20 protein-coding genes and 1 pseudogene are annotated in these 19,954 nt (G+C 42.8%); 4 read left to right on the top strand and 17 right to left on the bottom strand.

What is annotated here, in order from left to right:
• Positions 1-43: 43 nt before the first annotated feature.
• The 15 genes and pseudogenes from A4V09_RS08825 to A4V09_RS08895 all read right to left on the bottom strand — a co-directional run bounded on the left by A4V09_RS08825 (position 44) and on the right by A4V09_RS08895 (position 14,501).
• The gene (locus A4V09_RS08825) at positions 44-1,276 is read right to left on the bottom strand and encodes a hypothetical protein (protein ID WP_065542017.1); all 1,233 of its coding nucleotides are present in this window, start codon (positions 1,274-1,276) and stop codon (positions 44-46) included.
• Positions 1,266-2,966: an efflux RND transporter periplasmic adaptor subunit gene (locus A4V09_RS08830; RefSeq protein ID WP_065542018.1), complete on the bottom strand. Its 1,701-nt coding sequence runs from the start codon at positions 2,964-2,966 to the stop codon at positions 1,266-1,268. Before A4V09_RS08830 ends, A4V09_RS08825 begins: the two co-directional genes overlap by 11 nt.
• Before the next feature lie 19 nt (positions 2,967-2,985).
• Complete coding sequence (locus A4V09_RS08835) at positions 2,986-3,519, bottom strand: hypothetical protein (protein ID WP_065542019.1); 534 nt, start codon at positions 3,517-3,519, stop codon at positions 2,986-2,988.
• A gap of 31 nt (positions 3,520-3,550) precedes the next feature.
• Positions 3,551-5,659, bottom strand: a complete 2,109-nt coding sequence (locus A4V09_RS08840) for an ABC transporter substrate-binding protein (protein WP_065544707.1) — start codon at positions 5,657-5,659, stop codon at positions 3,551-3,553.
• Between the two features lie 165 nt (positions 5,660-5,824).
• On the bottom strand, positions 5,825-6,946 hold the full coding sequence (locus A4V09_RS08845) for a sensor histidine kinase (protein ID WP_065542020.1): 1,122 nt from the start codon (positions 6,944-6,946) through the stop codon (positions 5,825-5,827).
• Positions 6,939-7,640 carry a VanR-ABDEGLN family response regulator transcription factor gene (gene vanR / locus A4V09_RS25280; protein WP_065542021.1) on the bottom strand — a complete coding sequence of 234 codons (702 nt, stop codon included), beginning with the start codon at positions 7,638-7,640 and terminating at the stop codon, positions 6,939-6,941. The genes A4V09_RS08845 and vanR overlap by 8 nt, the downstream gene beginning before the upstream one ends.
• 419 nt (positions 7,641-8,059) lie before the next feature.
• Positions 8,060-8,836, bottom strand: coding sequence for an ABC transporter permease (locus tag A4V09_RS08855; RefSeq protein WP_065542022.1), 777 nt, complete (start codon positions 8,834-8,836; stop codon positions 8,060-8,062).
• Between the two features lie 9 nt (positions 8,837-8,845).
• Positions 8,846-9,589 (bottom strand): ABC transporter permease, encoded by a 744-nt coding sequence (locus A4V09_RS08860; protein ID WP_330396537.1) that lies wholly within the window; start codon positions 9,587-9,589, stop codon positions 8,846-8,848.
• A complete protein-coding gene (locus tag A4V09_RS08865; protein ID WP_065542024.1) occupies positions 9,573-10,496 on the bottom strand; it encodes an ABC transporter ATP-binding protein in 924 nt (307 codons plus the stop codon). Before A4V09_RS08865 ends, A4V09_RS08860 begins: the two co-directional genes overlap by 17 nt.
• Positions 10,497-10,654: 158 nt before the next feature.
• Positions 10,655-11,578, bottom strand: a complete 924-nt coding sequence (locus A4V09_RS08870; RefSeq protein WP_065542025.1) for a sensor histidine kinase — start codon at positions 11,576-11,578, stop codon at positions 10,655-10,657.
• A gap of 1 nt (position 11,579) precedes the next feature.
• Positions 11,580-12,281: a response regulator transcription factor gene (locus A4V09_RS08875; RefSeq protein WP_065542026.1), complete on the bottom strand. Its 702-nt coding sequence runs from the start codon at positions 12,279-12,281 to the stop codon at positions 11,580-11,582.
• A gap of 75 nt (positions 12,282-12,356) precedes the next feature.
• Positions 12,357-12,608, bottom strand: a pseudogene (locus tag A4V09_RS08880) (ATP-binding protein); the annotation flags it as partial.
• An 8-nt stretch (positions 12,609-12,616) separates the two neighbouring features.
• On the bottom strand, positions 12,617-13,249 hold the full coding sequence (locus A4V09_RS08885; RefSeq protein WP_242964034.1) for an ABC-2 transporter permease: 633 nt from the start codon (positions 13,247-13,249) through the stop codon (positions 12,617-12,619).
• A gap of 11 nt (positions 13,250-13,260) precedes the next feature.
• Positions 13,261-14,121 carry an ABC transporter ATP-binding protein gene (locus tag A4V09_RS08890; protein ID WP_065542029.1) on the bottom strand — a complete coding sequence of 287 codons (861 nt, stop codon included), beginning with the start codon at positions 14,119-14,121 and terminating at the stop codon, positions 13,261-13,263.
• Positions 14,122-14,123: 2 nt separating this feature from the next.
• Complete coding sequence (locus A4V09_RS08895; RefSeq protein ID WP_016295763.1) at positions 14,124-14,501, bottom strand: GntR family transcriptional regulator; 378 nt, start codon at positions 14,499-14,501, stop codon at positions 14,124-14,126.
• 232 nt (positions 14,502-14,733) lie between these two features.
• Here A4V09_RS08895 and A4V09_RS08900 point away from each other — a divergent pair, with 232 nt between their 5' ends.
• The 4 genes from A4V09_RS08900 to A4V09_RS08915 all read left to right on the top strand — a co-directional run bounded on the left by A4V09_RS08900 (position 14,734) and on the right by A4V09_RS08915 (position 18,751).
• A complete protein-coding gene (locus tag A4V09_RS08900; protein WP_065542030.1) occupies positions 14,734-15,645 on the top strand; it encodes a DUF2268 domain-containing putative Zn-dependent protease in 912 nt (303 codons plus the stop codon).
• Complete coding sequence (locus A4V09_RS08905) at positions 15,638-16,411, top strand: MerR family transcriptional regulator (RefSeq protein WP_065542031.1); 774 nt, start codon at positions 15,638-15,640, stop codon at positions 16,409-16,411. The genes A4V09_RS08900 and A4V09_RS08905 overlap by 8 nt, the downstream gene beginning before the upstream one ends.
• A 486-nt stretch (positions 16,412-16,897) precedes the next feature.
• A complete protein-coding gene (dinB, locus tag A4V09_RS08910) occupies positions 16,898-18,148 on the top strand; it encodes a DNA polymerase IV (RefSeq protein WP_065542032.1) in 1,251 nt (416 codons plus the stop codon).
• Between the two features lie 24 nt (positions 18,149-18,172).
• Positions 18,173-18,751 carry an SOS response-associated peptidase gene (locus A4V09_RS08915; protein ID WP_065542033.1) on the top strand — a complete coding sequence of 193 codons (579 nt, stop codon included), beginning with the start codon at positions 18,173-18,175 and terminating at the stop codon, positions 18,749-18,751.
• 179 nt (positions 18,752-18,930) lie between these two features.
• Here A4V09_RS08915 and A4V09_RS08920 read toward each other — a convergent pair whose 3' ends face one another.
• Together A4V09_RS08920 and A4V09_RS26760 are read right to left on the bottom strand one after the other, a co-directional pair.
• Positions 18,931-19,410, bottom strand: coding sequence for a flavodoxin (locus A4V09_RS08920; protein WP_065542034.1), 480 nt, complete (start codon positions 19,408-19,410; stop codon positions 18,931-18,933).
• A 183-nt stretch (positions 19,411-19,593) separates the two neighbouring features.
• On the bottom strand, positions 19,594-19,785 hold the full coding sequence (locus A4V09_RS26760; protein ID WP_084043508.1) for a flavodoxin: 192 nt from the start codon (positions 19,783-19,785) through the stop codon (positions 19,594-19,596).
• Positions 19,786-19,954: the final 169 nt, after the last annotated feature.

A 19,954-nucleotide genomic window follows, 5' to 3' on the forward strand; every position in this document is an offset into this window, starting at 1 on the left:
CGCTTTCAACAAAGGTATATTCTTTCTTCGGCAGAAAAGAGTTTTAATCAACAGAGATCCTCCTTTCATGGGATACAAAGCCAAGCTTTCCTCCTTGCCAATGGAGCATGAGATCGAAGCAAAGCCACAGACAGGGCATGAAATACATAACCTTGCCAATCGAAATATTGTTGTATGACACTATTTTTACAGATATCAGACAAAGTGACAGTGTATATATCACGCAGCTCAGAACCAGGCCCGCATATGAGCGTATTGATGTCATCTTAGCCGCTATTGCCACAAGGATAGAAGCAAATAAAGAAAATAACAGCAGGAAAAACGCTGCATTCCAAAGCTCCTTATCCCTGAAGGTCGGGGCTGCCGACATCCAGACCGTAAGATTCTCCCAGTGATCCAAAAATAAATTTTTCCAAAATTTAAAGTCAGACCACCTGGAAGGGATAAAGCTTGAAGGGATATCCGGAAAATCAATACAGATCACTAATGCGGCCAGGGCGATCAAGGCAAGCGGCAGATAGGAAATCATCCACATGGGATAGTGCCGGAGCTTTCCTCCCCGCTTAATCAACCTTATAACGATGCCAAACGCCAAAACCATAGCCGGAAGCCGGTAAATCATGCCAAACACCCACCCCATCAGTGGTAAATCGAGAATGGTACCTCCTGTGAAGTCCGAAGCCGTAAGATAACGCTCTGCCTTCTCCCGCGTTCCGCCATCAGAAAATATTAACTGCATATTGGACAGTGTATCACTGGATTCCTCCTCTGCCTGCCGGAATACCCTTGATGTATCATCATCGAATACACCACGAACATATAATACCTCCCCTTCAATCTTGATCTGCATACCGAGCACATTCGTGCTTCCCCATAATGAAAAAGCCAATTTTGAGCTGATGGCGCAGCCCGCTGTATCAGACTGCGAAGGTAAAGTACCAACGAGTGTGGTTTTTGACATGATATCTTCACAGGCCCCAAAAACAACAACCACATCCGCAGTCGTACTCCCCATATCTGCATCCATGATCTCCTGTGCGGAATATACCTGCCACAGCGTCACCTCCGGCTGTTTTGCAAGGCCATCCTGCTTTGCATATTTTTGCTGCCTGACAAGGGCAGACGGACTGACACCACCAGTTTCCCATCGTACGCTGACACTTGAGCATAAGCCAATAGCTGCAATAAAGAATGAGCAGGCCATACACCAAACGAAAGCTGCCAGTATTCCTATTACTGTAAGAGCCCGGTAATTCATAGAATTGTTAGCCTTCAATGCGAACTCTGTCTCCTTCCGAAATAGTCTTATTTGAGCTCGTGATCACCTTATCCGAGTAGGTCAGTGCATTTTCTGTACTTTCAATGCTCATCATCTGCCCGTCCCTGTCCTTGACGATGATATCAACCCGTGAAGTAACCCACTCGGTTCCCATCACAGTATTTTGTTTACGGATCACGAGAACATGGTCACCGCGAGAATCTCTTCTCAGTGCGGTCAGCGGCAGGCAGTTCTGATATGTCTCACTTTTTTTGTTCAAAGAAAGTTGTGCAGACATACCGGGGGTATATTTACCGTCAGGGAGGGTGACCGTCACCGGAACCATGTTATCCTCATCAGCTGTTCCCATGGCTGCTATCTTCACGTCCAGCTTCTGTGTGCTGCCGTCAAGCCTATAGCTAAGTTCCCCTGTATCATTTACCGAAAAATTCTCGGCATTCTCTTTATCCAGGCTCCCCTTAAAAACAAAACCCACGCCATTGTTGGACAGTGTAACTACTTCAACATCTGCTTCCGTTTTTGAACCCTTTTCCAAAGTTTTCAAAACCGTACCGGAAACCGGAGCCATAACATGACCACCATTGTCCATGATTTCTTTCAGTGTGTCACGTAATTTTTCCTTTTCTGACAACTCAGCCTTATAAGTGACACGCTCAATTTCTGCCTCAGTCTGCGATTTAGACTTGTTTTCCTGAGCCTTTTTCAATGCCCGCCGCGCCGCTTCAATGTTTTTTTCGGCAGCGTAGAGTTCCTCATCCTTTGAGTCTTCAAACTCTCGCTGAGCGCTTATTAACGCGCTCTCTGCAGCTTCAATAGCGGCCTGAGCATCCATAACCGCAGCCTCATCTGAAAAATCTGTACGGTTTTCTGCCGCAGAAAGTGCCTCATCGGCCTCAGAAAGTGCGTTGTCCCAACGCGCCTTGATAACTTCAAGGTTTTGAACGGCGCTATCGTAGGCAGGCGTTCCCTCCTCAGCCTCTGAGAGCGCTTGCTGTGCCGCGCGAACCGCATCATCCCCAGATTCTTGAACATTCTTCCGATTTTCCTCCGCTTCCTTAATGAATGCCTGCCTTGCAGCTGTGATAGCCCTGTCTTTATTTTCGATTGCATTGGCAAGCGCCGCTTCGAGGTCTGCAAAATCTTTCCTCTCAAACTTAGCAGCCAGACGGTCATACGCCTGCTGTGCATCATCAAGCGCCTGCTGTGCATCAAGAACACTATCGCTGCTTCCTTTCCCGGAAAGGCTTATCTTCTGGTTAAGGATATAGATCTCATCCTCGAGGCCCTTAATCTTATCTTCTATGGAAGATACATCAAACGCAAGCAGCGCCTCGCCTTCCCTTACCTGCTTTCCCCTTTCTGCATTAACCTTGATAACCCTGAGGCCCTCCGGCAGGGTGATGGATATACCATCTTCTGCGTCAATAGTCCCATCAATTTCAGCTTTGTTCGTCAGTGTTCCACTTGCCATTGTTGATACCTGAACGCTGGCAATCGTGGCAGAATCAGACACACGGGAAACGATCGTAAATACAAAGATCAGTACAAAAAATGAGACTATAAGACGTATTGCTATACGCTGTACACGGTTACTTAACAGAGGCTTATGCTTTAAACCAGAGGCGAACATATCTTTTTCCTGTGTGATAATATCGTTGATCTTTTCCTTGATATGTATGAGCTTCATTGTGTGGTCTCCTGTAAAGTTAATTATGAAACTCTATCATAATTATTTTATCCGCCAGATAAGTGCCATCTGCCTGCTGGGTACCAAAAAGCAATACAAAATCATCATCCTTTAGTTCGCTTTTATCACCGTCGTCAAGAGAATACTTTCCGCCCTGAGAATCAACCAGCGCTCTTTGAAATATAGTTTCATCTGTAAAAGCAACACATACACTGCCGCTATCTGCTTCACCATCAGAAGAAGCAAAGCCTGCACCTATCGTACATGTTGTTTCAGTACAACCACTGACCACTCCACTGAAGTCGGCTGAAGTGATCATATCATTTGCATCCGTAAATGTGTTTTCAGCAGTTGTTTCCTTATTTTCACTGCCAGCGTCATCTTGGGGATCATTTTTTGCAACAGATCCCTGATCGGCTGGTACCGCATCTGACTGCGTATCGTTGATCTGGTTATTGGAAGTTTTAGGTTCCGTTTCCGCACCTGCGCATCCTGAAAATAAAAACATCCCTACACAAATGATTACATACAGGCTTACCATTCGTTTTTTCATAATTCTTAATTCCTTTCTGTTTTAATTATAACTACATCTGTTCCTTTATATAAAGGCTGGCACGGCTCTGGATCTTTTCAGCAGCTTCCTGTACGCTTATCGTACCGGCAAAAAATTCTGAGGCTTCTTCTAATATGATGTCTTCCAGACTCTGGCTTTCATTTACTGCATAGGACACACTGCTTAAGAGCGTCCTCATAAGCTCTACATCCTCTTGTGTTATCTTCCCGTCTTCGTACAGGAACGTCCACATAGAATTACCATTAATAGCGGCCTGCATTACAGTATCAAACGCTCCCTTATGGAATGGCAGAAGATAACAAGACTCCTGATGCTCCATCATCAAAAATGTCCTCACAAACTCCCATGCACCATCCTTATACTTGCTGGATGAGGATATTCCAATCTTTACTTCTGGCTTGATCGCATGGTATTCTCCATGGGAGCTTGGCAGGCCTATTACGTTTACGTTTCCCTTATAGGAATCTCTGTACTGTGCAATTTGGTATGCACTGTAAACAGCTTCATAGGATGCCACAGCAGCACTCAAGTCCGCTCCGAAGCCGTTTTGGCTGCTCTCCTGAATTTTCCCGGCAAACTTCAGCAATTCTATGAACTCCGGAGAATTGAAAAAGCACTCACCAGAGGTCCAGTCAACAAGGCTGTCATTGGTCTGGAGCATTATTTCAAGAAATGATGTACTTGACAGATTACTTATAGAATTTAACCCCGAGGTTTCCAGAACTTTTTCCAAGCTGTCCAGCGTCCATCCCCCATTTTCATCAAGGGCACTTGTATTAGCCAGCATTGTGGATATAGATACACCATTTGTAATGTAAGGCAGTTTACCGTCAATGCTTATGGCGTCAAAGACATTTGCGAAATAGTCATCCATATTAATTTCTGAGTCGTTCTTAATATACGTGTAGAGATCCTCCAGCAACCCCTTGTTATGGTAGATCGGAACCGATAAATTGCTCATATCCAAAATGTCTGGTATATCCCCTGAAATAATCTTTGTATTAAGATTTAAAACGGCATTATCCCATTCCTCATCGGATACGTTTTGTTCGTACGGAAAATACTCCGTAAGTTCAATCTTATATTCTTTATTTGTTTTATTAAAATCCGAAACAGCCTGGACAACACTTGGATTGGCAGTCAGGCTCACCATACTGAGTTCTGTCCGATCATCTTTTCCCTTGGAAAGCACCCCTATCTCATAGGAGAGTACAGAAGTCTGGTTGGACGACGCGGCCAAAACCACAAATCGGCCATCCTCAAGCTCACATACATGAACATCCGATGTGTTCAACCCCATATCAGACCAGTTGAAGATAAGCTTACCTTCCTGTGCCCCAGCACTGTAACCATACAGGCTTGAGGAGTCAAAAAGATAGAAATTGTTGGTACTTCCTCCAAACAGACCTGCTGTTGTTCCTAAATATATGGGATCCTTGTGCCAATCCTTATTATCTATATCCACGGTAAGCAGATTATAGTTCGCTCTGTCCGTAGTAGTGGCGCACACACCAATCTGTCCCTCACCGGTCGTTATGGTGGTCATAAGATTTCCATCATAATTGAGATCAAACAAAAACTCACCATTGCTGTCAAAAAGATAAGCATATATACTACCGCATTTGGCTGCTATGCAGATATTCCCGTCGGCATCCATACTCATAAATATTTCACTGCCAGATGAGGAAGTAACTGTGGCATCCAAAACTGACGATAAATCTACGGATTGGACCGCTGTATTGCTGCTATCAAATTTTTTCAAACTGTAGCCTCCTGCATTATCTTTGCAAACAGCCCATATGCTGCCGTGCTGATCCATACCAAAATCCAGAAGTACCGTTGAATCCTCCATTACCAGCGGCAGCTTTTGAAAATCACCGTCATCAATTGATATTGCCGCCAAATACGAGACCTCATTACCTTCCTGGCAGCACACATAAGCCTTGTTATCGCTGATCAGAAGCCTTGAAATGTATGTCACTGTATCAGGGATGTCAAAAAAACTTGCGACATAGGATACAGGCGCCTCCTCACCCTTGGTGTTATGACCACATGCCGTCATAGAAAAAAGCATCGCTATCAGACATAGCATTGAGATGTTTCGTTGTAACATTTTCATATTATCCACTATCCTCCTTGCATATAAAATACCTGCTCTCTCAGGTATATTCAGCATACCATGAATGAGCAGGCAGTTTTTTAATTTCATATAAATGATTGGCTAAGGAATGGTGAATGAAATCCTAAGAATTCCTAAGACATCAAGGCAGAAGCCACCATGGTATTAAACTGAGGGAAGTTCAACGATAAACACAGTGTTTCCGTTACTGCTTTCAGCCTTTATCTCCCCACCGTGCTTTACAACAATATCTTTAGCGATGGCAAGACCTAGTCCGGAGCCGCCGGTTGTGCTTGATCTTGAGCTGTCCAGACGATAAAATTTGTCAAAGATCACCTGAAGCTTGTCTTCCGGAATGTTACCTTTATTTTCAAATTTGACAACAGACTTTCCGGGAAGCTCCTGGGCTGAAATTTTTATGACACTGCTTCCTGCACTATATGCTATAGCGTTTTTCAAAATATTATTAAATACCCTTGCCAGCTTTTCAGAATCACCGTACAATACCATATTTTCGGAGATATTGTTTTCAATGTGCTTCCCACATGAATTTAGCTGTGGATACAGCTCATCTGAAATCTGTACCATCATATAGTAAAGATCAATAATTGTCTTTTTTAGAGGAACGGATTCCGAATTACTACGTGCAATCTCAAAAAATTCATCGATCAAAGTTTCAAGTCGATTCGCCTTCTCCCATGCGATATGGATGTATTTTAATTTCTTCATATCAGCCATATCCGGGTTTTCATCCAAAAGGCTAAGATATCCTATAACTGAGGTGAGCGGAGTTTTTATGTCATGAGCCAGATATACAATAAGATCATTCTTTTTCTGCTCGGCTCTCTGTGTCTCAAACGCTCGAGTTTTAAGTGTCTGCCTGACATGGTTCAATTTATGTTCAATAATTTCCAGTTCAAGAGATAACGATATTTCTCCATCCTCATCCATGAGCTGGTCGATCCCGTTTACAACTTCATCAAAGTAACTTTTATATGACTTCAGCAGCATCTGAAATAGCACAAACATAAAGGTGATGATTGTTACCGCAAGAATAAACTGCATGTTATTTCCTACTACTTTGAAATAAAGTATATCAGCCTCAGTATCACTTATGTGAAGAATGCGTGCAATGACAGCTGCTATTATATCAGCCAAATGTCCCTGGCTGAGTAAACGCAGGAGGAGTACTGTCAGGACAGCACCAATTGTGATACATAATCCTTTGCCAAATGTGATGCGGCTAAGCTTTGAATAGTTGTAATCTTTTTTTTTAAATTTATTCAATTTTGTATCCGATCCCCCAGACAGTTTTGATATATTTGGGTCTTTCACCGGTATCCCCCATTTTTTCTCGTAAGTGGCGAATGTGTACGGTAAGGGTATTGTTACTCTTGGTATAGTATTCGCCTTGCCAGACTTCATGAAATAAATCCTCGGCACTGACTACGCTGCCTTTGCGTTCCAGAAGAATACGAAGGATTGAAAACTCCGTTGGCGTTAGCAATAGGCTGTTTCCATCCATCGTACATTCATATGTCTTAATATTCATAGTCAATCCCGCATACTCAAAGATTGTTTCTGTTACATGGGGAGCAGAGATTGTATTATATTTTTTGTATCGGCGAAGCTGCGCCTTTACTCTGGCGATCAGCTCAAGCGGTCGAAAAGGTTTTGTAATATAATCATCTGCCCCTAGTGTCAGACCGGTAATTTTATCTGTTTCTGAATCTTTTGCCGTAAGCATGATCACAGGACAAGCATATCCCTTATCTCTCACCATTTGGCATATTGAAAGACCACTGATATCCGGAAGCATAATGTCCAATATAACAAGGTCAAACTCCATATTTTCCATATAGTCAAGCGCTTCTGCACCTGAGTAGAATTTATACACATCCAGATTTTCATTTTGAAGATAGGCTTCAATTAAATCAGCAATTTCTTTCTCATCATCAACCACAAGAATTTTCTCGGTCAAAACATAATACTCCTTTCTGTTCTAAATTTTATATAGTATACCAAATTTACTGTTTCGATTTATTCATTTGTGATTATAAAATCATTAATTTTTTCCTAAGATATTTGGTAATCCATCTTTTCCGGCTTACTAATTGTTTCGACAACAATACTTGGAATTGGGGCTGCATCTAAAAGATGCAAAAACGCGTGCCATCAGACACGCGTTTTATAAACTATATCTATATTGTTCTAGTGACATAATGAGCGGTAATCTGTTAATTCAAACCAAGTTGATTAGCCCATTCCTCTATCTGTTTCGTCATTCCTTTAGACGGAGTATCGCTGAATTTCTTTTCGGTGTAACAGTGCAGCATACCAAAGAGAAACAAAAGCACTATCAAAATAATCAGTTTTTTAATCTTTTTCATTTTACAATCCCTATTCAGATTTGTGGCTATGCTTCAGCCCTTTCAGTAGGAGAACGGATATGCCGCCACATAACAGCAGAATTATGATACTTGTTGCACGCTTCCCCGCAGTGGTGATATGGTAACCGGAAAGGTTGAATATGGCGTTGATAGGATATAAGTACAATAGTTCACTTGACATACCTGCAAACAAGCCGGCACAGGAATATATTTCCGTAAACACCAATGCAAGCCAATATCCCTTTTTCATTCGCGCTACAAATGCAATAATCGGGGAAACTGCCAGAAACACCCCTATGCCGTCTCCTAAATATTCTTTCAGGCACTTCAACACCATTGCCGCTGACAAATCAGAGAAATGCAGTACCGCTTCGGTCAAAAATGTAATGGAAAAGAGCATCAGGTAAATAAAAACGCTGAACATGAAAGCCATTATCATTTTAGCAGTAGTCAATTTTACCTCGTTTACCGGGAGCACACGCAGGGATTTAAGGGTATCATCTTCTTCCTCTCGGCAGATCATATAGCTCCCCAAAAGGGCAATGACCGCAGGCAAGACAAAGAATGTTGCCAATGGCTGTGCTTCATCCATATACCAACCCACGTTGTCAATGTACCGGGAACCCTCATGCACAATCTTTAGGCCATACTGCACATCCGGGCCATCATGTATGCCTTGCCCCTCCACAAAAACAATAACCGCTATCATAACCGTTGCAAAAACAGTAATCCATACAATACTTGAACGGCGGAGCTTCTTATATTCCGCCCAAAGTAAAGTTCGCATAGTTTCACCTCACTTTTCTTTGAGTGCTATCTTCGCAAGTAAAACAGCAGTAATACCCCAAATGCAAATGCAAAGAAACGCCATAGGAATGTTGATTGTCTGTGAAAAGGCAATGCCGGGAATATCTTTGTTCCGCATTAAGATTACAGCCATGCTTGTCAGAGGAAGCAGATACATATTGATTGACATAAAGATGAAACCGCAAAAGGCATAGACCAATGTTATACAAACGGGGAGAATGTAGCCTTTTCTTGATACGGCGATCGCCAAAACCGGCAGCATTGCCAAAGCGGTGAGTACACCAATCTCCAAGCATCGTTCCATCAAATACAGAACGCTTTCCCATTCAAACGCGACATATCCGGGGAGTACGCTGAACAGGATAGTTGCGATTGCAGTAAACAGCATAAAACCCACAGAGTATATGAGCATTACTGAAAATTTGCTGAAAAAATACTCTAATTTTCCCACAGGCACAATCCAAAGCTGTTTCAATAAATCACTCTGTTTTTCTTCGTGGATAAGCATGGTGCAAAATATTCCCAAAATGACCGGAAGGATAATAAAAAGCGTATATCCAAACGCAGACCATTTGTAAAATTCAATCGGTTCAACACCTGTATCTCCACGGTAGTTGAATAGCAGAAAAGCCATAAAAGGCATAATAAGAGAGGCCAAAAGCATGAGCCAGACCATTTTCCTGCGGCGCAGCTTTAAAACTTCCGTTTCAATCAGTTTAAGCAATGCCCTCACCCCCTGTAATCCTCTTGAAGTAGTCCTCTAAGGTGTCATTGCAGAGCTGTGAGCTGACAACGGCCACATCCTGCACCACGAGGGCCTTATTGATAGCCGCCATATCCAGCGTAGTATCATAAAGCCGAAGCGTCTGTTCATCCTGCACAGAATATTCTTTTACATGAAACCCCCGTTCCAAAATCAGCAACGCTTTAGGTACATCAGAAACATTCAGCAGGATATATTTCCTGTTCTTCTTTTCCAATTCTTCCATACTGCTTTCTTCCAGCAAAACGCCGTGGTCGATAATACCGATATCGTCTGCCAGCAGCGCAATTTCTGAAAGAATATGGCTGGAAATCAGGATGGTCTTTCCGTGCATGGCACTTAAATTCTTAATAAAGTCCCGCATCTCTGCAATGCCGATAGGATCAAGGCCGTTAGTCGGTTCATCCAAGATCAACAGCTCCGGGTCATGCAAAATGGCGTTGGCAATGCCAAGCCGCTGCTTCATGCCAAGGGAATATTTGCTGAACAGTTTTTTGCCTTTATAGGGCAGGCCGACAACTTCCAGCGCACTCTTTACCGCATCAGGGGCCGCTGTGCCGCGCAGCTTTGCAAAAATCTCCAAATTCTCCGTCCCGGTCAGGTTGGGATAAAACCCCGGCGTTTCGATGATGGCACCGATACGGGGATATATCCGCTTCTCATTTCCCTTGATATTCCTACCGAACACATCCACTTCGCCAGATGTAATAGTAGCCAAGCCCAAAATCATTCTCATGATCGTAGTTTTCCCGGCTCCATTGCGTCCAAGCAGGCCAAAAATACGGCCCTTTTTAACATGAAGATCAACCGCATTGACCGCCGTTTGTTCCCCATAGATTTTTGTCAGGCGTTTTGTTTCAATTACCAAATCATCCATATAAGGTTTCCTCACTTTCCATTGGTTTGTTTCGTCGGTAAGCCAGCCATTGCGGAACCTAAGCCAGCCACAATTAAAGTATAATCCTTAAACCTTGCCATAACCTTGCCGTAACCTTGTTTTTATCTTACTTTTAACACAGGAAAAGCCCTGCATTTTTACAGGGCTTTCGGAAGTGTTATTGTAAACTCAGCTCCAGAGCCGGGAGTGCTGGCAACGGTAATTTTTCCTTTATGGGCGCTGACGAGCTCCTTGACAATGGACAGGCCCAGACCATTTCCCCTAACGGAACGCGAATGGTCGGCTTGATACATTCTTTTAAAAATATGCGGGAGATCGACAGATGAAATGCCAATCCCATTGTCCTTGACTGTAATAACGGCATAGTCTTGATTTTCTAAAATAGACAATATTATTTGATTGCCTTTGCTATGCACGATCACATTTTGTAGCAGGTTATTCAGAATACGGGTATAAGCGTTGGGGTCTATACGGATAGAATACTCTGTTTCAGGTATTTCTATCTCATATTCAAAGTTGCTGTTTTCTAAAACAGCAACCCAATCAGCCATAATGTTGCGGGACAGTTCATTGAGATCAAAATATTCAAAATGAAAAAGCTGTTCCCCGGCATCCAGCTTCACCCATTCAAACAGGCTTTCCACAAAATGCTTTAGGTGCTGGGACTTATCAAAAGCAACATGGAGATATTCTTCTCTTTCCTCACCTGAAACAATACCGCTTTCAATCGCCTCCAAATATCCCACTAAGGAAGCCAGCGGCGTTTTTACATCATGGGAAAGGCTTGTCATAAGCCGTTTATATGCCTGATCTGCCTGCCGCTGCCCAATAAGCCGGGCCTGATTACTGATAGCAATTTGATTGATGTCATAGCAGATCAGCTTTGTCATATCACTTTCCCTAGCCAAAACGCGGCGGTTGAGGTTGCCCTGCTTCATATCTTCCAGTGCGTCCTTTATTAACGAAAACTGTCCGTGGACATGGCCTAATTTTGAAAGCAGTAATATGATGATAAGCAGGGCAATCACCAACGCTATAAGAAGATAAATATTTACTCCCATATCACGCCTCCTTGTTGAAACGGTAACCCACACCCCGGACGGTCAAAATATAAAACGGATGGTCCGGGTCTGGCTCAACCTTTTTCCGCAGTTTACTGATAAAGGACATAATGTTGTTATCATCGAAAGCATATTCCTCTGCCCATACCTGCGTGTAAATCTGCTTTTTTGTGAATACGCGCCCCTTGTTGGAGGCCAAAAAGTACAGCAGATCAAATTCCTTACCCGTGAGATCAACGGGTACGGCATTGATAGAAACAATACGGTTTTCCTTATCAATCACCATATCCTTTAATGTCAAGATGTCTGGATTTTTTGTAGAAGTGGGATTTAAGGTGGTAAACCGGCGTATGAGGGAGTTGACACGGGCCATCAACTCATTAAGGCTAAATGGCTTTGTCAAGTAATCGTCAGCTCCCAACCGCAGCCCGGAAACCTTATCTTCTTCATCACTTTTTGCCGTGAGCATAAGCACCGGGACATTGCTTGTTTCCCGGATTTTTCGTAACACTTGAAATCCATCTATATCAGACATCATTACATCTAAAATGACAAGGGAACAGTTACTTCTATCTTCATTTGCCAGACGCAATCCCTCCACACCACCGTGAGCCACCAGCGCAGATAGATTTTCCTGTTCCACACATTTTTTCATCAAAGAACAAAGTTCTTTATCATCATCTATAATCAAAACACGATTCATGTTTTAGCTCCTGTTCATTCGTCCATCATCGGGCTTGTTAATGTTCTTCTCATATGTGTTACCTCACTGTCTATATCATGTATTTAAACTGTTTTCGTCAAGCAGGAAATTACGAAGGCCCATGGTAGTAAAGTCTTCTTCATTTCTTCTGACCTTGATATTATCCGACACAATAATGATTTTGCCAGTGCTATAATGCTCCACAAGACCGACATCCACCTTATATCCCCGGATCCGCAGCTCATTATAGATGATATTCTCCATGATATGCGTAATTTCAACCTGCCTGAAATTCAAGCGTGCATTCCGAAGCCCAATGTCTTCAAAGTCCTCTCCTACAATTCTTGTTTCAAAAAAATCTGATAACTTATCTGATACATTCCATAACCCCAAACCAACGCGATAAGCGGGGAACAGCATAAAAGGATAAACACCATCTGATCCGTCAGTTCCACGCCCAGTATTACAAGCAGCTTATATGCCCCAAAACAAATTGCTGCCGGAATGAGGAACGATACCAAAAGCAAAACGCGCCCTTTTTCGGCTCCAAATTTAAACACCAGCGGGATTGACATACTTCCAAAAATGAGGGAGATCACCGTTGCCGCTAAGGTTAAAAACAGCAGTTCCACAATAGCGGCAGGGCTGAATGTAATTTTGCCTGCTATGCCTCCGCCGACCAATCCTACAGCCAAGCCGAATACACTTCCAATCGCACAAAAGATTGCTAGTACAATAAACTTTCCAATCACTAAATCTTTTTTTGAAATGGGCATTATCATAGCATATCGCGCCCATTTGGAGTTATCGTCAAAAGAAAAAGTGGTTACGATCATCATACTGCATAAGATGCCGCAGATGAAAATATATGCTCCCACACCAGAGGTAGGAATAAAAGCCACAGCAAACACCGCAAGTATAAACAGCATAGATTTTGTATTGTGTCCGATATTATATAAATCTTTCAATATAAGGCTTTTCATTTCGCCCGCTCTCCTTTCACATACAGCAGCAGAATATCGTCAATCGTAGCATCATCAACGACAGCCGCTTTATATTTTTTCCTGGCCTTTTCTTTATCAGCCACCAGCACATTCCACTGGTAATCGTCTTTGCGGTAAGCGAGGATCTCCGATTTATCAATCTGATCAAAAACGGCTGCACCGCAGCGGATGATTCCATATTTGTAGCGCAGTTCATCCTTTGTCTTGCAAAACAGGACTTTTCCCTGATGAATAAAGGTAATATAGTCGGCAACCTTTTCTAAATCCGTGGTGATATGGGAGGACATCAGGATGGAATGGTTTTCATCCTGCACAAAATCCAAAAAGACCTCAAGGATATCGTCCCGCATAACCGGGTCCAGACCACTGGTTGCCTCATCCAAAATCAACAGCTTGGGTTTATGAGAAAGCGCCACAGCGATACATAATTTCATTTTCATGCCTTTGGAAAGTGTTTTGATCTCTTTATCCAACGGAAGCCCGAAACGCTTCAGATAATCCCGGTACAGGTACTCATCCCATTGTTTGTAGGCTTTTTCTGAAATCTTACCCACTTTCGCAGGCGTCAATGTTTCATAAAAATTGACGCCATCGAATACAACGCCGATATCCTCCTTCAGCTGTTTTGATGAGGATAATTCCTGCCCCCAAAAAGTAACCGTACCGTCATCTTTCTTAATCAGATCAAGAATTGCATTGATCGTTGTACTCTTTCCGGCTCCATTCTCACCAATCAGTCCCATAATCGTTCCTTTCGGAAGGTCAAACGAAATATGGTCCAGCTGAAATCCGGCATACTTTTTCGTTAAATTTTCCACCCGTAAGATCGTATCCATAGTCACTCCTCCTCCTGATAAAACATAGTCAAAAGTTCAACCAATTTTCCCAATGAAATTCCACTGGTCCTTCCTATATCAGCAGCTTCCTGTAAATGCTCTTCCGCTAACCGCTGCTGTTCCTCCTGATAAAAGTCCTTATTCTGTGCCGCTACAAAACTTCCGCGCCCGACTGTTGTCTCGATAAATCCGTCCCTTTGCAGATCCTCATATGCCTTTTGAACAGTAATGACACTTACATGGATTGACTTTGCCAGTGCCCGCATAGAGGGGATTGGATCGCCCGTCTGCAGTTCGCCGCTCATAATCATAGCTTTTATCTGTGAGGTAATCTGCTCATAAATGGGTTTACTCGTATTACTGCTTATAATAATTTCCACGGGGCCCCTCCATATGCCATATAATGTACTTATTGAACAGGTACATTATAACAACTCCAGTCACATTTGTCAATAGGACGGCATCAGCTGGCAAAATGCTCCAGAAAAATGAGAGCAGCCTCATTTTGTGCTCACCCTTTCTTATGACTGTGGGAAAGCAAAAAACGCTTGACTTTCACGTTACGTCATAGTGTATGATGTAAAAAGAAAAATCAGAAAGGAGGATCTGCTTATGAAAATTACTGCTATCCGTTCAGATGGCGTTTACTCAAAAATTATGGGTGCGCCGAAGGAAAAGAAAAACGATATCTACCGCTACGAGCTGATGATGTCGTTTCAGAAAAAATGGGACTGCTACAGTATCCCGATGAAAGCGGCTACACCAAATGGCTATGACATTATCATGGCAAGTAAAATGCTGGGCCTGATGGAGCCGACTAAGATTGACAGCTCCCAGCAAGAGAATATCAAGCTGATTTCGGATGAAACTCTTTGGGCTGCCTGTAAAGAATCCATAACACGGGCTTTGAAAGGCTTTGAAGAACTTGGTGTGGAATTGCCCGTACAGGAATATGTGTTCAGTATTCTTTTGGCAAATCCCGAAAGCCCCTACATCATTATGAACGAGGGTTATTGTGGGGACGGTGGTATTCCCGGCTTCATTATGGCATGGCTCACGCCTAATGAATACACGATAGGCTGTCTGCCTGTTGCCCTTGCCCACGAGGTAAATCACAATGTCCGCTTTCAATTTATCAAATGGAAGAACGATATTACGCTTGGTGAAATGATGGTCAGCGAGGGACTGGCAGAAAACTACGCCACGCATTTATTTGGAGCGGACAAAGCTGGCCCGTGGGTAACAAAAACGGACATGGAAACCTTGAATGAATATATCAAGCCCATTATCCGTGAGGGGCTTAGTGTGCAGGGGTTGGAAAATCTGAACGCATACCTATACGGTGATGAAATGGCGGCTCTACAAGGCTACCCGCCTGTCGGTCTGCCCTATTGTGCGGGCTATGCGTGTGGCTATCATTTAGTAAAACACTATTTGAAAAAGACAGGAAAGAGCATCGTTGAAGCAACCCTGCTGCCAGCAAGCGAGATTTTGGAAACAGCGGAGGACTTTTGGGATGAATAAGCAACCAAGGACTGTGCATGAGGTTGTTGATCTCACGGGAATAACCGCAAGAACACTTCACTATTACGATCAGATAGGACTTTTTAAGCCCTCTATCGTGACCGAAGCAAAGTACCGCCTTTATACAGAAAGTGACCTGTGCCGTTTGCAGGAAATATTGTTTTTCCGAGAAGTTGGCTTTTCCCTAAAAGAAATCAAGCAGCTTTTGGCTTCCCCCGATTATAACCGCCAGGAAGTGTTGAAAAAGCACATTTGTATTCTTGAAGCGCAACGGGATCGTATCAATGCACTTATTAAACTTGTAGAGGCTGAAATAAGAGGGGGCAGCACCCTTTCCTTTGAGGCTTTCTCTAACTCAAAGATTGCTCGGTTGCAAACGCAATTTAGAGAAGAAATGATAGAGCGTTGGGGTAATACAGACAGCTTCCGGGAATACGAGGAAACCTTCTCTACACAGGCGAGAAAACTTCAAAATGAACAGTTGGACGCCTTTTATTCCTTTGCACAGGAGCTTTTTGAAAGACTGGCCTTATATGAAGATTGCTCTCCGGGCTGTATGGAAGTGCAACAAATCGTAAAGGAGTGGCAACAGTATATCTCCGAACACTTCTATAACTGCGATAAACAAATGCTGATCAATTTAGGAAATCTCTATGTCACCGATAAACGGTTTTCTAATTTCATAAATCGTAATGGCAGCGGAGATTTAGCTGCGTTTTTGAATGAGGCGATCTCCATATTTTGTAATAACCCGAACGCCATCTGACGGAGCGATCTTCAAAACAAAAACAATAAAAAATAGGATCTGTTCTCTGGAAAAGGAGCATAAACAGAACAAGACCACAAGGGAAGTAAAATCCTCGTGGTCTTTGTTATGGTACTTCTAATTTATAACCTATACCGACAATATTTTTGATATATTTAGTCTATATAAACTATAAATATGACAGCATTCTGTCATATTTCATATCTTTTTTACGCAATGAAGTCTTGCCTGGACTTTATGCCCCTATCCTTTTCGCACTGGCCTTCTATACTTAAAATTCGGTTATACTATTAAGTATTCTGACCATGATCCAGTATCCTCCTTCATCATTAAAAAGTTATAAGTTATCTCCATCCGCTTTATTCATCGTGATTGATGTATTTCCCATTCTTTGCAAAATTTCCGCCCACTGCTTTAAATCCCCACATAAAATGCAGCGGAGTTTCAAATAATATCAGTATCAATTCGCAGGGAGAGGCATAAGACATGGAGCATCAGGTGATTTTACATTCTGATATGAACAATTTTTACGCCAGTGTTGAATGCCTGGACAACCCAAAACTCCGGGGAAAACCTATGGCAGTCACAGGTGATCCGGATGCCCGCCACGGCATTGTTTTGGCGAAAAATTATGAGGCAAAGAAATACGGTATCACTACGGGAGAACCCTTATGGATGGCCCGCCAGAAATGCCCTGATATCCTCTTTACACCGCCCCGTTATGAGCGTTATATTCAGTTTTCCCAGGCTGCCCATGAAATCTATGAGGAATATACCGATCAAGTGGAAACCTTCGGATTGGATGAATGTTGGCTGGATGTCACTGGTTCCACACACCTTTTTGGAACCGGGAAAGATATGGCGGATGATATTCGCAGCCGGATAAAAAAAGAGCTGGGTATCACAGCAAGCGTAGGGGTATCTTTTAACAAAATCTTTGCAAAGCTTGGCAGTGACTTAAAGAAGCCGGACGCCACAACCGTGATCGACCACAATTTTCAGTCAAAAATATGGCACCTGCCTGCAAATATGCTTCTCTATGTTGGAAAAGCGACTTATGCCAAGCTGTTGAAATATGGCATTCGAACAATCGGTGATCTGGCCTGCGCGGATCTCTCCTTTTTGGAGAGACTGCTGGGCAAGAATGGAGTGATGTTATGGGCATTTGCCAACGGACTGGATCGTTCTCCAGTCTCGTATTCTTACTCCCGGCGAATCATAAAAACGATAGGCAACAGTGTGACAACCCACCGGGATCTCCTAAACGACACGGATATCAAAATCATTTTATATATACTCTCGGAAAGCGTGGCAGAGCGGATGCGGAATGAAAATTTCTACTGCCGCAGTGTTCAGATCAGCATCCGGGATAATACGCTGGTTTCCTATGAGCGGCAGGGACGGCTCCCCCTCCCGTCCTGCACTTCCCAGGCGATTTTCCAAAAAGCATTTGAATTATACAAAGGCAATCCGCCACAAAATCCCGTTCGCAGTCTGGGCGTTCGTGCCTGCAATCTGTTCGTTATGAAATACCGCCAGCTTTCTTTTTTGGAAGACGCAGCCAGAGACCAGAAACAGGAAGCTCTGGAACATGCCATTGACGATGTCCGCAAGCGGTATGGACACTACTCCATCCAGAGGGGCATTATGCTTATGGATAGCAGACTCTCTCATCTTGACCCGGTTGCGGAGCATACAATCTATCCAGAGGCATTCCTGAAAAGCCAAAATAAATAATCAAAAAATTGGGAGGAAAACCAAATGTGCGGAAGATACAGTTTATTCACAGATGAAGAAAACCAAGAAATTTTGAGGATTGTCAGGTCCTTAGATGCCAGATATCCCGGAAACACGATGAAGCAGGGGGAAATCTATCCAACCAATACCGCCCCCATTATCTGCCGGCAGGACGATAAAGTCATTCCCGAACTCAGCATCTGGGGATTTCCCCGTTTCGGTGCAAAAGGTAGTATTATCAACGCCCGCTCCGAAACTGCTGATGAACGTCCAATGTTCCGGAAAAGTCTGCATACCCGCAGATGTGTAATCCCAAGCACTGGGTTTTACGAATGGTCCCAAAATGGTCCCAAAACAAAGTACCGATTTCATCTGCCTGATGAGAATATTCTTTATATGGCGGGGATTTTTAATGAATTCAAGGGCGAGAATAAATTTGTTATCCTTACAACCGGCGCGAATAACTCCATCGCTGATGTACATGACCGTATGCCCGTTATCTTACAAAAGTCCATGGTGGAAGACTGGGTGATATCCGAGGACTTTGCATTGTCATATCTACATGCTGTTATGCCGGCTCTGCAGCGGGAAACAGCATCTTAAAATATATAAAAGCTGGGATAAGTATCATCTCATCCCAGCTTCAGACTATTAAGGTTCTGAGCATAGTATCATCAATACAGGAGATGAAGATCTAGTTATTCTCACAATACTTAATAAATCACACTTTTCAAACAATACATTTAAGGTCTATTTATTGCTTTAAAGAGCTGCTAGCTTTTCTAAACTTTCAGACTATCAAACCATGCTTTTATTTCCTTTTCACTCACATTTACATCAAATCTCTTACCATCCTTTAGAATCGCACCCGGACAGGAGGACTCCAATTCAGCGTTGGTATTACCCATTCCACTGCTTCCGGATGTCGCCACTGGAATAATAATCTTGCCATTCCAATCATATTGTTCCAAAAATGTATTAATGATTGCGGGGGCTATGTACCACCAGATGGGAAAAGCGAGAATCAGCATTTTGATATTTTCTGCACTCTCCAGTTTATTAGCTATCTCTGGTCGGAATGACTTATCATTCATCTCCACACTGCTCCGGCTATTTTTATTCATCCAGTCAAGATCTGCAGAGGAATATGGTATCTCCGGATGAATTTCATGTAAATCCCCATCTACTACGTTCGCAATCTTCTTTGCCAGTTTCGCTGTTATTCCTGTTGCTGAAAAATACGCTACTAATATTTCACTCATAGTTCTATTCCTCCTATTTCATATAGTAAACTTACGACTTTTCGTTCTCATTTCGGCAGTCCTCACACTGTCTCTTCTATACAAAGGCGATACACATTTTTATATATCATCTGTATGTATATGCTGTAACAAATACTTATATGATTATAACACTATACACGCTATACATCAGTAAAAACAATACTACATTTTAGGAAACCCTGCAAATACCACATCATATTGTGCCATATCAGTTACTCGTCTGCGGATTGCCGGACGGCAGTTTGGGTCATTCATTTCGATAGAACTCCTGCTCTTACTATTTTGCCAGTCAAAGTCCTCATTTGTGTATGCTGTCTCTGCCTGAATTTCAAATAAATCTGTTCCGATTTCAATTTGCCGGTTTTTCCGCCAGTCTTTTTGTTACCCCGCCCGCGCTGCCAATGTTTTACTCATAAAAATCCTCCTTAATAATAAATTAAATTTGCTGATCTTATTTTCTATCATGTTTCTAATATTTAATATACAACTTGAAGTTAGCTCTAAGTCAATATGTATTTTTAAA

Origin of the sequence: Blautia pseudococcoides (assembly GCF_001689125.2) — a bacterium.
Taxonomy (GTDB): domain Bacteria; phylum Bacillota; class Clostridia; order Lachnospirales; family Lachnospiraceae; genus Blautia; species Blautia pseudococcoides.